We start from the raw sequence: 15,401 nt of genomic DNA on the forward strand, positions 1-15,401 counted from the left end.
ACTGTGTCGATATAACGAGTGATATTAAAATGCGTTAGACAGTACATGAAAATGGGGGAACAAGATGAGAAAGTTAACGGCATTTGCTTTAGTACTAAGCGTACTGCTGTTTCAATTCACGCCGCTTGCTAGCGTGAAAGCTGAAACGGTAGAACCAGTTGTGTCTGTAAAATTAGTAAACTATTTAGGAGATCATCATGCAATTACAATTAAGCCGTCTTATTTATACACTATTAAAAACTCGGATTTGGTCTTAAATGCAAATACAGAGTATACGGTAACAGCAACAACTCAAGGTGTCACTCTAAAACAAGGAAGCACTGTCTTAGGTGATTTTACAAGCTTTGAAATTACACCGTCTCTTTATAAAAATCCCGTATCTATTAACGGCAGACAGTACTTAGGGGACGTTGCGTTTACAAATGAAAAAGGAACGTACGTCAGACCTGTTAATACGCTGCCGATTGAAGACTATTTAAAAGGCGTTGTGCCAAATGAAGTCTATACATCTTGGAATCTGCAAGCTTTAAAAACTCAGGCAGTAGCAGCGAGAACATACGCAATGAGCTATGCAGGAAAAGTAATCAATGACACGGTAAGCTATCAAGTATACGGTGGCTATACGTGGTACGACAGCACAAACAAAGCAGTAGATGAGACATTCGGACAAGTAGTCACATACAACAATAAATTAATCAACGCCGTTTTCTCATCAAGCAACGGTGGGAGAACCGAATCAAACAGCAACGCTTGGGGAGGAACTCAGCTTTCTTATTTCCCGGTGAAAGAAGATCCATACGATAAGCAGACGCCGTGGACGTTAGCTGTTCAAAAAACGCAAATTGATTTAACCGGAAAAGATTTAGCTAACTATAGCGCTTGGTGGAATACGGTTTCTGAAAAAGATAAAACCGTTACGGATAATTTGAAGTCATGGTTAGTAGCCAATAAGCATCCTGGTAAAACGATTAAAATTACGTCTATTCCAAAGGTGAGTTTTTATGCTCCTTCATCAGGAGGCCGTGTGACTAAAGGTGCGATTACAGTGGACTACCTCGTTAAAGGAGATATAGACAGTTCGCAAAAACTAGTGGTTCATCATTTGGAATTAACGAATTTAACATCGACGAAGCTAAAATCGATGTTAAACAGCCGTGCGATGCTTAGCCTGCTTGTAACGGAAACAAATGAAACAAGCACATCCACAACTTTTAATGGGAAAGGAAATGGACACGGTGTTGGAATGAGTCAATACGGTGCTCAAAAAATGGCAAGCCTAGGCAAAGACTATCGTGAAATTTTAGATTTTTACTATCCAACAACTACTCTTTTAAGTTTTTATACAACAAAATATCCGCGAAAAGAGCAGGAGCAAGAACCACCGAAAGATACGGTTGCACCTGATGCACCTTCAGTTAATGCACTAGGAGACAACGAAACATCGCTTACGGGCGTGACAGAACCAAATGCTTCTGTTATTGCAAAAGTGGAAAATGAAGTAATTGGAACGGGCCTTGCTGACGAAGCTGGAAAATTTGCAATTACGATTGCCAAGCAGCCAGCAGATACAAAAGTGTCTGTAACGTCTAAAGATGCAGCTGAAAATGAAAGCACGGCCACAGTAGTGACGGTAACGGATCAAACGCCGCCTTCTGTTCCAATTGTAAATGAAGTAAGTGACCAAGATACGACCGTAACAGGCGTAACAGAAGCAAACGCCGCCGTGACGGTAAAAGCGGGCGATGCAACGTTCTCTGCAGTAGCGGATGGTAACGGTACATTTACTGTTTCAATTCCAGTACAAATAGGTGGAACAACAATAGCGGTAAGTGCAAAAGATAAAGCAGGAAACGAAAGCCAAGCGCCTTCTTTTGCGGTTAAATCTACGTTAAAAGCACCGCTTGCACCAAAAGTAAATGAAGTAAGTGATCAAGACACAATGCTTAAAGGAACGGCTGAAGCAAATGCGACGGTCATCGTTAAAAACGGAAGTCTTCAGCTTGCAGCAGGCAATGCAGATGCCAAAGGAAATTACAGAATCTCAATTGCGAAACAAAAAGCAGGAAGCACGCTTTCTGTAACGGCTCAAAATGCAGGTGGAACAAGCTCAGCCACTGCGGTAACCGTACAGGATAAAACGGCACCAGCTGCGCCAAAAGTAAACGCAGTAAGTGATCAAGATACAAAAGTTACAGGTACAGCAGAAGCAAATGCGACGGTTACTGTAAAAGTGGGAACAACAACTGTGGGAACGGCTAAAGCAAGTGCAAACGGAGCGTTTTCTGTTGCCATTTCTCTGCAAAAAGCGAATACAAAGCTAAGCTTACAAGCAAAAGATGCAGCAGGAAATAGCAGTACTGTATCGACTATAACCGTTACGGCAAAGCCAAAAGCTCCGGTCAAACCAACAGTTAATGAAGTGAGTGATCGAAGTACAGCCGTTACGGGTACCGCAGAAGCAAATGCGGCGGTTATCATTAAAAACGGAAGTCTTCAGCTTGCAGCTGGTAAAGCAGATGCTAAAGGAAATTACAGCATCTCGATTGCAAAACAAAAAGCAGGAAGCACGCTGTCTGTAACGGCTGGAAACGCAGCGGGCGTAAGTCCAGTTGTAACGGTAACCGTGCAGGATAAAACAGCACCCGTTACACCAAAAGTGAACGCTGTAAGCAATCAAGATACAGTCGTAACGGGAAGCACAGAAGCAGGCGCGGAAGTGCATGTGAAAATTGATAAAAAAGTAATTGGCAAAGGAAATGCCAAATCGGATGGAACGTTCAGCATCACCATTCCAAAGCAGCCTGCTGCTACAAAATTAGCTGTTATTGCAAAAGATGCAGCTAATAACTACAGCTCCAATGCGTTTGTAACGGTTAGTGCCGTACAGACAAAACCAGCGCTTCCAACCGTTAATATGCTTACTGAAAAAAGTACAGCGGTAACGGGAACAGGAGAAAAAAATGCGTCTATTTATATTAAAGTAGGCGGAAAAATTATTGCGAGTGGGAAAATTGATGGAAACGGCAAGTTCAGCGTGAAAATTCCTGCTCAAAAAGCAGGAACAGAAGTAACGGCCGTGTTGCAAAATAAAGTAGGATACAGTCCGTACAAAATTGTAAAAGTGCAAGACACAACGCCGCCGGCACCTCCGGCAGTGAATACCGTTACGTCTTTGTCCACCTTTATCTCTGGAAAAACGGAAGCAAATGCCGTAATTACGATTAAAAGCGGTACAAAGCTGATCGCATCAGGCAAAGCAGATGGCAAAGGACAGTTTAAAGTAACTATTCCAAAACAAACACCAGGCGTAAAACTGGCTGTGACGGCAAAAGATGCAGCCAATAACTACAGCTCTAATACGTTTGTAACAGTCAGTGCTGCGCAGACAAAACCAGCGCTTCCAACCGTTAATACGCTTACTGAAAAAAGTACAGCGGTAACGGGAACAGGAGAAAAAAATGCGTCTATTTATATTAAAGTAGGCGGAAAGATTATTGCGAGCGGGAAAATTGATGGAAACGGCAAGTTCAGCGTAAAAATTCCTGCTCAAAAAGCAGGAACAGAAGTGACGGCCGTGCTGCAAAATAAAGTGGGATACAGTCCGTATAAAATTGTAAAAGTACAAGACACAACGCCGCCGGCACCTCCGGCAGTGAATGCCGTTACGTCTTTGTCCACCTTTATCTCTGGAAAAACGGAAGCAAATGCCGTGATTACGATTAAAAGCGGTACAAAGCCGATCGCGTCGGGCAAAGCCGATGGCAAAGGGCAGTTTAAAGTAACTATTCCAAAACAAAAAACAGGCGTAAAGCTGGCTGTGACGGCAAAAGATGCCGCTGGAAATACAAGTTCAGCAACGAACGTAAGTGTTAAATAGAAAGAGGTTGAGACAAAGTATTTTAGTTAAAGTTAAACACGAACTATCTATCGAAAACTGATGGATAGTTCGTGTTTTTTTTATGATTATCGTGAACGTAGGCATCATGTAGGTAAGTGCTTCTAGCGGTTTTTAAGTAAAATAGCAGGTTACTAAAAAGTTACCTTAGAACTTTGAAGTGCCTAACTTACTTTAAAGTGGGTTCTATCTTTTTCTTTTTTTCTGTTTCATAATAACAAATGTAAAGAAATTAGCAGGGGGTTTTTTATAATGAGTAATCATTTGCAAGATACAGTAACACTTCACAACGGAGTCAAAATGCCTTGGCTTGGACTAGGTGTATTTAAAGTAGAAGAAGGGCCTGAATTAGTGAACGCGGTGAAAACAGCTATCGTCAAAGGCTATCGCAGCATTGATACGGCAGCTATTTATGGAAATGAAGAAGGTGTAGGAGAAGGAATTCGCCAAGGTCTGAAAGAAGCAGATCTTTCACGCGAAGACATTTTTGTTACATCAAAAGTTTGGAACGCAGATTTAGGCTATGAAGAGACGCTGGCTGCTTACGAAACAAGCTTACAAAAGCTTGGCTTAGAATATTTAGATCTATACTTAATTCACTGGCCAGTAGAAGGTAAGTATAAAGCAGCGTGGAAAGCATTAGAAACGCTTTATAAAGAAGAAAAAGTAAGAGCCGTGGGCGTAAGTAATTTTCAAATTCATCATTTAGAAGACTTAATGAAAGATACAGACGTTAAACCTGTTATTAACCAAGTGGAGTATCATCCTCGTTTGACGCAAAAAGAGCTGCATGCTTTTTGTCAAAAGCACGATATTCAGCTAGAAGCATGGTCTCCGCTTATGCAAGGAGAATTGCTAGATAACGATGTGTTAAAAGGAATTGCTGAAAAACACGGTAAAACAGTTGCTCAAATTATTCTGCGATGGGATCTGCAAAACGGAGTTGTAACGATTCCAAAATCGACAAAAGAACATCGTATTGTTGAAAATTCATCTGTGTTTGATTTTGAATTGGATGCTGAAGATGTAAGTAAAATTAATGAATTAAACCAAAATCACCGAGTAGGTCCAGATCCGGACAACTTTGATTTTTAATAGAAGAACTAAGAAGCTGGGAGAAAAGTATTTTAGCCCAAGTGCAAAACGAACCATTGATCAACTAGTTTGATGAGTGGTTCGTTTTTTTTGTTATGGTGAATACAGCTTCATCTGTTTTGTGCCTTCTAGCAGTTGATTGAAGGGCAAGGCGAAGACTCCCGCGGAAAGCGAAGCCTTGCAGGGAAATCAACTGCGGTGTCATAAGCGGTTCAGCTCATGTATCTTATTTGTTCGTCTTTAGATTGGATTCATTTAGTTATGTCCCGGCCTCTTTTTATGCATTATTACATAAATTTAACATTTTCTTCACAGTAAGCTAAAGGACGGGCCGTATCATAAAGAAAGGTCGTGAAAGGTAGAGAAATCATTTCATTTTTAAGTGTAAAATAGGCGGTGTAACGATGACAAAACAAGCTTACTCTCACATACAATGTAAAAAAACATCAATGATTGATTTATTGCTGGATGCAGGGGTTTATAAAAAAGGAAATAAGCAGCTATACGAGCTTACGCTTCAAGAACTAGAATCAGAATACGAAGCTGTTGCACAGCAGCGCATATCTCAATGAAATTTTGATACATTGCTAGAATTTGTTATAATAGAGGAAAGGATAGGAGTTGATTTATATCGAAAAGCACCCGACAGACTCGCAGCCCATCCGCATGGATATCCTCGATTCTATATTTGCTAAAATGGTATTAAATAAGGCTATCCGAGATTTTAGAAGAGATCAAATTTTACGTGAAGTCGATCAAACATTAGAAGAAAGAAACAAAGAGAAATTTTTTCAATTAATTGAAGAATTAAAATCAATTTCGTAAAGGGCGTTCGCGTGATAGAATTTGATTTTATCATTTTAGCATATAAAAACAGGTAAGAAGCCGCATGCTTAGTTACCTGTTTTTTTGTCGTCTTATTGCAAAACAAAGCCTTACATAAGAGGTGCACCTTACTAGTAAACAGACAAAAAGAGCAAGTCTAATGTACTCACTCTTTTCAGAAAGGTATGGGTGTTACTGAGAAAATGAATGTCACTCTCTAAATGTTGCGTGTGGGGTTTAGAAAGTTCTATGCAATTGCATATTTTCTACTTCATTCGCTCTATGTATTGTTAAAGTAACAATATAACCATATCTTATCACATGAACGAAATTCGATTCAATATATTTATTGATTTTCTTTTTAAATTGTTCTAAATAATTAGTGAATGTAAAAAAATGTTTTTATTGGGTGAATGTGTATCTATAAAAAACAATAGAAAAATATAGTGGGTTTTTATGAGAGACATTTGTTTGTTTCTGACGGACTGTAAGCTTCGAAAGAGTACAATCCGTCCTGTAAATCAGTATTAAGAAAAAATGAGCTGAACCCAGTAGAATAGGAGGAAAAGCGTAACGATGGTGGTAAGCGGAATAACGATAAGTGATACTTTTAAATAATCTTTCCATTTTACCTTGATATGATTTTCTTTTAAAATATGCATCCAAATAAGAGAAGCCAGTGTTCCAATCGGCAATAAAAGCGAGCCCATATCACTTCCAATAATATTAGCAAGGTAAATAGTTTTGAGAGTAATAGGATCGAGCCCCATTTCAGTCAAGGTAATGGTTCCGACCATTAAAGCAGGGTGATTGTTAAACAAGTTAGAGAGAATGGAAACAAGTCCTCCCATGATAAAGCTTGCTTCAAAAAGCCCTCGATTCACAATTGGTTCGCAAATTTTCACAAGTAGATCTGTCAATCCTACGTTATGCAATCCGTAAATAATAACGTACATTGAAAATGCAAAAACGAAAATGTGCCACGGCGTTTTCTTTAAAATATCAATCGGGTTTGTACGTAAGTGATACCATCTCCAAATAAGTAAGATCAGTGAGCCCAGTACAGCAACCAATTCGATTGGTATGCCGAAATAAGAGGCGACAAATAGGAGACAGCGCATAACAAACACAAATAATAAAACTTTCAGCATAAATTGTGTGCGTTTACGTTTTGTTTCAACAGAAATGCTTCCTTTTAAGGGGTGAAACTGTTTCGTAAAGAAACTCTCTTCTATATCTTTTGAAGCATGCGGCAGTTTTTTTGGCAAATGGCGTTTTACGACCGTATACATGAGCCAAGACATAAATAATAAACCAAGTGTCGCCGGTACAAACATCATCGCCGTGTGCATATAAAGCGACATATGAACAATTTTTAAGGCAATCAAATTGACAATATTACTTACACCTATAGGCGCGCTGGAAGCGGTAGCAATAAGCGCTCCACTTAAAAGGTAGGGGATCTGCTGGTGGGGTTTTAGCTGAAGGTTTTTCAAAAGTAGAATTAAAATTGGAGTGGTAATTAAAATACTGCCGTCATTATTAAATAGTAAAGTCATTAAAAAGCAAAGCAGTTGAATGTACCAATATAATCGGTACCCTGAGCCTTTGGATAAACTCACTAGTCGTGCAGCTGCCCAGTGGAAGAATCCGAAACTTTCTAATATGACGGCCATGACAATGGTGGCAATAATGGTGATAGAAGCGCCGCTTATCTTTCCGAAAATATCAACAATGTCTGATTTGGATACAATGCCTGTAAGCAGGATAATGGCTGCTCCTATGGATGCCGGCCATGCTTCGTTGATGCCGTTTGGCCTCCAAAAAATGACGAGCATTGTCATTGTAAACACGAAAATGGCAATTCCAATTTCAATATTCATCAGTATGCTCCTTTCTTCTAAAATTTGTAATGAATATACCCTTGCATGTCCCTTACACTCTATTTATATTCATTTATTACTAGAAGGATTGTGCATAAGACCATTTTTACTAATATGTTTGTTTATCTTGCCAAGGCACGTGTCATATTGGGAGAGACGCCTATGAAAAAGAGGCTGGGACATAACTAAATCTATCCAATCTAAAGAAAAATCAATTGGAGAAAGGAGTTAGCAGGCATTGCTTTTTATATTGCTGTTGATTTTCATACCAGCCTTTGCTTTCTGCTTGTCCCGCAGGCGTCTTCGTCTTGCACAGATAAAAGCCGCTATATACATGAAACCTACGCTCACCATATCAATAAAAAAATCCGAACCATTCATCGTTCGGATCTTCCTTTAACTAACATACTTTTGTTCCAGCCTGTTTAAGATTAGCAAGTATAGATTTTTTCGTGTAAAGTTAGCGCTTTTATCTGATCGTGATTAGGTTCGTAGCCGATGCCTGGTGTATCAGGAACGGAAATAATCCCGTTGTCGACCGTGATTTCCGGATGAACGATATCACGCGGCCAGTATTTAGAGGATGCGGCTGTATCTCCGGGAAGCGTAAAATTGGCAAGTGTGGTAATGGCAATATTATGTGCTCGTCCGACACCTGATTCCAGCATACCGCCGCACCATACGGGCACACCGTGAGTTTGACAAAGGTCATGAATTTTTTTGGCTTCTGTCAGTCCGCCTACTCGTCCAATTTTAATGTTAATAATTTGTGTGCTTCCAAGTTTAATAGCTTTTCGAACGTCTTCAGCTGAATGAATGCTTTCATCTAAGCAAATGGGCGTGCGCATGCGGGCCTGCAGTTCAGCGTGATCAATTAAATCATCATGAGCCAACGGCTGTTCAATCATCATTAAATCAAATTCATCAAGCTGAGCAAGGTGATCAGCATCTGCAAGCGTATAAGCAGAGTTCGCGTCAACCATCAGCGGAATAGAAGGGAACTCGTTTCGAACTGCGCGCGTCAAGTTAAGATCCCAGCTTGGCTTAATTTTAATTTTGATCCGCTTATATCCTTCATTCAAGCCGGCGTCAATTTTGCGAAGCGTTTCGTCAATCGTAGGCTGAATGCCAACGCTAAGACCAACTTCAATTTGACTTTTACTGCCTCCTAACGCTTTAGATAGAGAGAGGTTTTTCCTGCGCGCATACAAATCCCAAACTGCGCCTTCTAACGCCGCTTTTGCCATGTAATTGCCTCGAATATGAGCAAAGCGTTCAGATACTTCGTCAGGATGCTGAATTTCTTTCTGTTGAAGCAAAGGAATTAAAAAATCCTCCATAATGTGCCAGTTTGTTTTGAGCGTTTCTTCTTTATAAAAAGGATCGGCGCACGCTACGGATTCAGCCCAGCCCGATCGTCCGTCTTCGTCTTGAATTTCAACTAAAATAAAATCTCGATCCACTTCTTTTCCAAGACTTGTGGTAAACGGATGAAGTAAATCCATTTTTAAATGCCGTAAAATGACGCGTTTTATGTTCATTTTTGCACCTCTTTTTTCGTTAAAATATAAAAATGAACGGGTGCGCTGCTTTCTGGAGACTTCATGAAGTCTGTTACTTGGAATCCTTTAGCAAAACACGTTTGAAATACGCGTCTTGTTCGCATACGCCAGTCTAATGCCAGAGAAGGAGAGACTTCTTTCATTTGCTGAAAAGCAGACGGAATAGCTACAGACACGACGTCATGATCCAACCATTTTTCATCAATATCTGTAACAGAAGGGAACCCTTCATCCGTTAACGTCCATTGAATGAGCGATGCGTCCATTATTTGATCTGGCGTATAAAGAAGCTGAGCTTGTTTTGTATCTTCTGCGGATGCCCATTCCACAACGAATCGATCTGAAGGCAAGTCAGCATTCAACGGATCGTTCATGTCTCCGTAGCAGTTTTCAATATAGGTAGAACAAACGGCTCCAAGCTTTCCAATATTTAAATACCCGTTGGCGCTTTCTAAAGGGTCATACGTCCAGCTGATATATGAATAGCCCTTTTTTTTACTTTCCTGGCGCTGTGCATGCTTAAGTTTGGCACCGATACCCATGCTGCGATAGGCAGGGTCAACTGCTAGTATATGAGAACATAAATAGACGCAATTTCCGTCAAACCCTGGAAAACTATATTGAAAGCCAATCAGCTTTTCATTTAGAAACGCACCGAGAACAAGACCTCCGTTTTTAACAGCGGTTAAGGTTTGATGAACGGGCGTTGCTTCTTCTTCTCCCCAGACGCGGCTTTCTAATGCGCGTACGTCTTCTAGTTCAGCCGTTGTTTTGAGTGAACGAATCGTTAAAGCTTCAGTCATTTGTTTACTTCCTTTCTTTTAATCATTTATTCTAAAAAGATGCCTTGCTCGGCATAGAGTTTTTCCAAGTGTTCTTGTCGTTTTCCAGCCGTTTTTTCATCTCTTTTTTGCATGCTGCTAATGACAATTTGAGATAGGGCAAGAAGCGATAAAATATGTTCGGTTGTGCCGGCTAAAAGCGTGATATCAGCGATTTGACCTACCGGAGACAGACGGCGGTCTGTAATGGCAATTACTTTTGCACCTTGTCTTTTAGCCTGCTGAGCTACTTCGAGCGCTTCTTTTGTATAGCGCGGCAGTGAAAATACAACAACGGCTGATGCGCTCGTGAGATTGCATAGCGTTTCAAGCAAAAATCCAGTTGGAAAAGATAAAAGAACATGATTGCGAAGCTGATTCATTTTATAATACAGCCAGTAGGCTGCCGTATGAGATTCACGGAAACCTGCAATATACACTTGATCACTTTTGATAAGCGCATCTACAGCTTGAGATAATTCCTTTTCGTCAACAGGGGAAAGCCATTCACTAAAAGGTTTCTTTTCTTCCGCTGCAGGCTTGCTAGCTGCTTCTTTTGATTCAGTAGATGAAAGCCATTCGTTTCGCATTAGCTCCTGCAAATCGGAAAAACCATTTAACCCAAGTGCGTAAGCTAGACGAATAACGGTTGTTTCACTGACACCTGCTTCTTTGCCAATTTGCCCGGCCGTGTACAGCGAGCCTTTTTCCATAAAATTGACGAGAAACTCCGCCACTTTTTTTTGACCGCGAGAAAGGTCAGGGAATTTATGTTTAATTAATTCTTGAAATGATGGATTCATATAGCCTCCTAAAAAAAGAAGTTATAACTTCATAAAAACATATTAATGCATTTTTAACTTCATTTCAATTGCTGTTTCAAAATAAAAAGAAGCCCTCGTGATATAATAAATTGATTATTCAAAAATAAATGCTGTTATTCAAAAACGAATTGTATTTTATTCAAAAATGAATAGAAAGCGGGGAGCATATATGAATTCAGAATGGAATGAAAATCAGTGGATCCTTCATTCATTAAAAGATGATTTGCTTGTAACCGATGAAAAAGGCATTATTGTCCGAATCCATGAAGGAACGGGAAACATTTACGATGTAAAAGCTGAAAAACTGCTGGGAAAGTCTGTTTATGAACTTGAAAAACAAGGGTTGTTTACCCCAATCGTTACCCCAATTGTGCTTGAAACAAAGAAGAAAATTACGCTTGTACAAACAACTAAACAAGGCAAGCAGGTACTCGTCACGGGCATTCCGGTCAAAGATGAAAAAGGAGAGATTAAAAGAATCGTCAGCTATTCTCATGATGTGACGGAGCTGATGGAAATGAAAACATATCTTGATGCGATGGAAGGCGAAATGCAGCGCGTAAAGAGCGAGCTTATGCTGCTGCGGAACCAAAATCTATCAACAGAAGGAATTGTATGCAACAGCGAAAAGATGCAGCACGTTCTTCGTACGGCTGTTCACGTGTCGAATGTAGACGTAAATATTTTACTTTTAGGGCAGTCAGGAGTAGGAAAAACGCACTTAGCCAAGCTGATACATAACAAAAGTACAAGAAGCAAAGGGCCATTTATTGAAGTGAACTGCGGAGCGATTCCAGATCATTTATTTGAGGCTGAGCTGTTTGGCTACGAAGCGGGTGCTTTTACCGGTGCATCTAAAAATGGAAAAGTGGGACTGGTCGAATTAGCAGATGGAGGTACGCTTTTTCTAGATGAAGTCGGAGAACTGTCACCGGCGCATCAAGTAAAAATCTTAAAGCTCATTCAAGAGAAACAGTTTTATTCCGTTGGAGGAAGAAAGCCTAAAACCGTGGACTTTCGCTTAATTGCAGCGACGAACAAAGATTTAGAAAAAGCCGTTGCTGAAAAAGAATTTCGAGAAGATTTATACTTTCGTCTAAGCGTCGTACCGATTACCATTCCATCTTTGAACGAGCGCCCTGAAGATATTTTTCCGCTGCTCACACATTTTGCCGAGCAGTTTGAAAAGAAATACAACCGAAAAAGAACGTTTGATAATGCGGTTATTCACGCACTGCTTGCACATGAGTGGAAAGGAAACGTACGAGAGTTAATCAATGTGATTGAACACGCTGTGGTTGTGTCTTCGCAAACGCTGATTACAATGGAGCATTTGCCGCATTCTCTGCATAGAAAAAAACGGATTCAGCACGTTGAAGAACATGGGGAAATAAAGCTTAATGACGCGTTAAACGAGCTGGAAAAAGAGATATTAGTGAAAGCCAAAAAACAGTATAAAACGACAACAGAAATAGGGGAAGCACTTGGAATCAGTCAGCCTTCAGTTGTTAGAAAATTAAAAAAACATTCCGTTTTTTAACGTCTTTGGCACGCTCTTTGCATGTAAAACAAGTACAAACACATTACTTGATAGATTGCGAGGAGGAAGTCAGATGACGCAGGCATCACTTACACAGTTAATGAACAGTTTACCCGATTTACTAGCACCAAGCATGGCGAAAGATCACCCTAATTTACCGGTGGTAAAAGCAGAAGGCTGCTACTACTACGGAGCTGACGGAAAAACGTATTTAGATTTTACATCAGGTATTGCAACAGCGAATACAGGTCATCGTCACCCTAAAGTTGTACAAGCGATTAAAAATAGCGTTGACCATCTTATGCACGGCCCGTCGGGTGTAATCATGTACGAATCTATTTTACAGCTTGCCGAAGAATTAAAAACAGTATTGCCAAGAGGGTTGGACTGCTTTTTCTTTGCCAACAGCGGAACCGAAGCAATTGAAGGAGCGTTAAAACTGGCAAAGTACGTTACGCAAAGACCTTATACGGTTTCGTTTATGGGCTGCTTTCACGGCCGTTCTCTCGGAGCGCTTAGTGTGACAACGTCAAAAAGCAAATACCGGAAATTTCTTCAGCCATGGGGCTTAACGTATCAAGTGCCTTATGCAGACGCGACTCAGTGTCCGAAAGGAGAAGATCCGGAAATCTACTGCGTGGAAAAGCTGGAAAGAGATTTTGCCACTTTGTTTAAGCATCAAGTAACGCCGGAAGAAGTAGCATGCATGATTGTAGAGCCGGTTCTTGGAGAAGGCGGCTACGTGATCCCTCCGAAAGCGTGGCTGCAAAAAATAAGAGAAGTGTGTGACAGACACGGCATTCTGCTTATTTTTGACGAAGTGCAAACCGGCTTTGGACGGACCGGCGAGTGGTTTGCAGCTCAAACGTTTGACGTGACGCCGGACATTATGGCAATCGCAAAAGGCATAGCATCAGGACTTCCGTTAAGTGCGACCGTGGCTTCCAAACAGCTAATGGAAAAGTGGCCGATTGGTACACACGGAACAACTTTTGGAGGCAATCCCATTGCTTGTTCAGCAGCACTTGCGACACTAGACGTATTAAAAGAAGAAAAGCTGATTGAAAACTCAAAAGCAATGGGGAAATATGCAGCGGATCGCCTTCAGCATTTAAAAGCGAAGCATGAAGTTATCGGAAGCATTCGTTCAGTAGGACTAATGATTGGAATTGAAATTATTAATCCAAAAACAAAGCAAGGTGACGGAAATCTTCTTCTTGAGATCCTAGACAAATGTTTGGAAAAAGGGGTGCTGTTTTACCTTTGCGGAAATAGCGGAGAAGTGATTCGAATGATTCCTCCTTTAACGATTACAAAAGAAGAAATTGATGCCGGGCTTCGCGTGTTAGACGAAGCATTAACAGAAATCACAAGTCTTCACGTGATCTAAAGCTTTAAGAAGCTCTTTGTTTCAATGAAAGATAGATTGACCCATAATAAGGAGGAATCTGTTATGAACGGACTGGATATGACGGTTATGTTTGTCTATTTTGGCGTATTGGTTGTAGCTGGTATTATTGGCTCGTTAAAAGCAAAGTCATCAGAAGATTTTATTTTAGCCGGACGAAACTTAGGGATGTTCATGTATTTAGGGTGTTTGTCTGCCGTTATTTTAGGCGGAGCTTCAACGATTGGAACGGCTCAGCTTGGCTATGAGCACGGGCTGTCCGGCATTTGGTTTGTGACGATGATTGGACTTGGAATCATTACGCTTGGCACGATTTTTATCAAGCGGATTTCGTCCTTGAAAGTGACAACTATCAGCGAACTGTTAGGAAAAAGATATAACGCTCAAGCGCAAATTATCAGCGCCGTTGTTGCCGCTATTTATACACTCATGGTATCTGTCACTCAAGTGATTGGCATGGGAACGATCATTCATGCGCTGCTTGGATGGAACATGACGGCCTCGATGCTAATTGGCGGTTCAATTGTTTTGTTCTATACGATTTTAGGCGGAATGTGGAGCGTAACGGTCACTGATATTATTCAGTTTGTTGTGATGACGGTGGCGATTTTTGGATTTATGCTTCCAATGAGCGTATCAGAAGCAGGAGGTTTCAAAGCCCTTGCCGGAGATTTGCCATCATCTTATTTTGATTTTTCATCCATTGGATACGGTCAAATCTTTCAGTATTTCCTCTTGTATACGCTTGGTATGGCAGTTTCTCAAGATATTTGGCAGCGGGTATTTACGGCGCGAACAGAAAAAATTGCGCGAAACGGCTCCATTTTTGCAGGTGTGTACAGCATTGCCTACGCGATTGCTGGAAGTGTAATTGGAATGTGTGCATATTTGCTGCTGCCAAACGCAGAAAGCAGTCAAAGCATATTTGCGACGCTTGCAGTTCAAATCCTGCCTCAAGGATTATTAGGTCTCGTACTGGCAGGCGTTTGTTCGGCGCTGATGTCCACTGCTTCAGGAACGCTGCTTGCGTCTTCTACGCTGATTAGTAATGATATTATTAAAAAAGTGTGGCTTAAGAATATTTCAGAGAAAAATTATTTAATTTTAACGCGCGTGAATACACTTATTGTTGGCGTGCTTGCTATTATTTTTGCTCTTTGGATTCAAGACGTGCTTGTTGCTTTAGACGTGGCGTATGCCATTTTATCAGGAGCGATTTTTGTTCCATTTGTTGTGTCGCTGTTTTGGAAAGACATTCATCCAAAAGCCGGAGTTTCAGCGATTGTTGTCAGTACGCTAGTAGTACTTGGAGGTCTATTGATTGAAGGACTTTCTTCTACTACGCCAATCCTATACGGAATTTCAAGCAGCATCATTGTAATGGCTGGATTTGCGGTTATGGCTCGAAACAAAGAACTGTCTGATCAAGAAAAGGTTCAAGAAGATATGTGAATAAGGGGTTAAAAAGCTTCTCATAGTAAAGTGAGAAGCTTTTTAGCATTTTGTATGCATAAGTATAGACAACAAACGGCAAGGAGGAGTACACTA

12 protein-coding genes are annotated in these 15,401 nt (G+C 40.6%); 7 read left to right on the top strand and 5 right to left on the bottom strand.

The window, feature by feature from the left end; all coding sequences use genetic code 11:
- Nucleotides 1–64: 64 nt before the first annotated feature.
- The 4 genes from AC2YJL_RS20535 (at nt 65) to AC2YJL_RS20550 (ending at nt 5,815) form a co-directional block, all read left to right on the top strand.
- Nucleotides 65–3,877 carry an Ig-like domain-containing protein gene (locus tag AC2YJL_RS20535; protein WP_407819161.1) on the top strand — a complete coding sequence of 1,271 codons (3,813 nt, stop codon included), beginning with the start codon at nt 65–67 and terminating at the stop codon, nt 3,875–3,877.
- A gap of 270 nt (nt 3,878–4,147) precedes the next feature.
- Nucleotides 4,148–4,990 (top strand): aldo/keto reductase, encoded by an 843-nt coding sequence (locus tag AC2YJL_RS20540; protein ID WP_407819160.1) that lies wholly within the window; start codon nt 4,148–4,150, stop codon nt 4,988–4,990.
- A gap of 404 nt (nt 4,991–5,394) precedes the next feature.
- Complete coding sequence (locus AC2YJL_RS20545) at nt 5,395–5,562, top strand: Fur-regulated basic protein FbpA (protein ID WP_016766442.1); 168 nt, start codon at nt 5,395–5,397, stop codon at nt 5,560–5,562.
- A gap of 49 nt (nt 5,563–5,611) precedes the next feature.
- The gene (locus tag AC2YJL_RS20550; protein ID WP_016766443.1) at nt 5,612–5,815 is read left to right on the top strand and encodes an IDEAL domain-containing protein; all 204 of its coding nucleotides are present in this window, start codon (nt 5,612–5,614) and stop codon (nt 5,813–5,815) included.
- Nucleotides 5,816–6,342: 527 nt separating this feature from the next.
- Here AC2YJL_RS20550 and AC2YJL_RS20555 read toward each other — a convergent pair.
- The 5 genes from AC2YJL_RS20555 to AC2YJL_RS20575 all read right to left on the bottom strand — a co-directional run bounded on the left by AC2YJL_RS20555 (nt 6,343) and on the right by AC2YJL_RS20575 (nt 10,884).
- Nucleotides 6,343–7,698 (bottom strand): arsenic transporter, encoded by a 1,356-nt coding sequence (locus tag AC2YJL_RS20555; protein WP_025749607.1) that lies wholly within the window; start codon nt 7,696–7,698, stop codon nt 6,343–6,345.
- 228 nt (nt 7,699–7,926) lie between these two features.
- Nucleotides 7,927–8,079 carry a hypothetical protein gene (locus AC2YJL_RS20560; RefSeq protein WP_407819159.1) on the bottom strand — a complete coding sequence of 51 codons (153 nt, stop codon included), beginning with the start codon at nt 8,077–8,079 and terminating at the stop codon, nt 7,927–7,929.
- 50 nt (nt 8,080–8,129) lie between these two features.
- Complete coding sequence (menC, locus tag AC2YJL_RS20565) at nt 8,130–9,239, bottom strand: o-succinylbenzoate synthase (protein WP_407819158.1); 1,110 nt, start codon at nt 9,237–9,239, stop codon at nt 8,130–8,132.
- A complete protein-coding gene (locus tag AC2YJL_RS20570; protein WP_230931938.1) occupies nt 9,236–10,063 on the bottom strand; it encodes a GNAT family N-acetyltransferase in 828 nt (275 codons plus the stop codon). Before AC2YJL_RS20570 ends, menC begins: the two co-directional genes overlap by 4 nt.
- A gap of 26 nt (nt 10,064–10,089) precedes the next feature.
- Nucleotides 10,090–10,884: a MurR/RpiR family transcriptional regulator gene (locus tag AC2YJL_RS20575; RefSeq protein ID WP_230931939.1), complete on the bottom strand. Its 795-nt coding sequence runs from the start codon at nt 10,882–10,884 to the stop codon at nt 10,090–10,092.
- 190 nt (nt 10,885–11,074) lie between these two features.
- On the opposite strand from AC2YJL_RS20575, the gene AC2YJL_RS20580 reads away from it, so the two are divergent.
- The 3 genes from AC2YJL_RS20580 (at nt 11,075) to AC2YJL_RS20590 (ending at nt 15,305) form a co-directional block, all read left to right on the top strand.
- Nucleotides 11,075–12,445 carry a sigma-54 interaction domain-containing protein gene (locus tag AC2YJL_RS20580; RefSeq protein ID WP_230183721.1) on the top strand — a complete coding sequence of 457 codons (1,371 nt, stop codon included), beginning with the start codon at nt 11,075–11,077 and terminating at the stop codon, nt 12,443–12,445.
- A 73-nt stretch (nt 12,446–12,518) separates the two neighbouring features.
- Nucleotides 12,519–13,835 (top strand): aspartate aminotransferase family protein, encoded by a 1,317-nt coding sequence (locus AC2YJL_RS20585; RefSeq protein ID WP_230931940.1) that lies wholly within the window; start codon nt 12,519–12,521, stop codon nt 13,833–13,835.
- 63 nt (nt 13,836–13,898) lie between these two features.
- Nucleotides 13,899–15,305 carry a sodium:solute symporter family protein gene (locus AC2YJL_RS20590; protein WP_230931941.1) on the top strand — a complete coding sequence of 469 codons (1,407 nt, stop codon included), beginning with the start codon at nt 13,899–13,901 and terminating at the stop codon, nt 15,303–15,305.
- Nucleotides 15,306–15,401: the final 96 nt, after the last annotated feature.

The sequence above is a fragment of the Priestia sp. SRI_019 genome (assembly GCF_057586255.1).

Coding starts and splice junctions, on each gene's coding strand:
- AC2YJL_RS20560 (WP_407819159.1), bottom strand. CDS start 8,079: ATGAATGGTTCGGATTTTTTTATTGATATGGTGAGCGTAGGTTTCATG.
- AC2YJL_RS20555 (WP_025749607.1), bottom strand. CDS start 7,698: ATGAATATTGAAATTGGAATTGCCATTTTCGTGTTTACAATGACAATG.
- AC2YJL_RS20590 (WP_230931941.1), top strand. CDS start 13,899: ATGAACGGACTGGATATGACGGTTATGTTTGTCTATTTTGGCGTATTG.
- AC2YJL_RS20540 (WP_407819160.1), top strand. CDS start 4,148: ATGAGTAATCATTTGCAAGATACAGTAACACTTCACAACGGAGTCAAA.
- AC2YJL_RS20575 (WP_230931939.1), bottom strand. CDS start 10,884: ATGAATCCATCATTTCAAGAATTAATTAAACATAAATTCCCTGACCTT.
- AC2YJL_RS20535 (WP_407819161.1), top strand. CDS start 65: ATGAGAAAGTTAACGGCATTTGCTTTAGTACTAAGCGTACTGCTGTTT.
- AC2YJL_RS20585 (WP_230931940.1), top strand. CDS start 12,519: ATGACGCAGGCATCACTTACACAGTTAATGAACAGTTTACCCGATTTA.
- menC (WP_407819158.1), bottom strand. CDS start 9,239: ATGAACATAAAACGCGTCATTTTACGGCATTTAAAAATGGATTTACTT.
- AC2YJL_RS20545 (WP_016766442.1), top strand. CDS start 5,395: ATGACAAAACAAGCTTACTCTCACATACAATGTAAAAAAACATCAATG.
- AC2YJL_RS20570 (WP_230931938.1), bottom strand. CDS start 10,063: ATGACTGAAGCTTTAACGATTCGTTCACTCAAAACAACGGCTGAACTA.
- AC2YJL_RS20580 (WP_230183721.1), top strand. CDS start 11,075: ATGAATTCAGAATGGAATGAAAATCAGTGGATCCTTCATTCATTAAAA.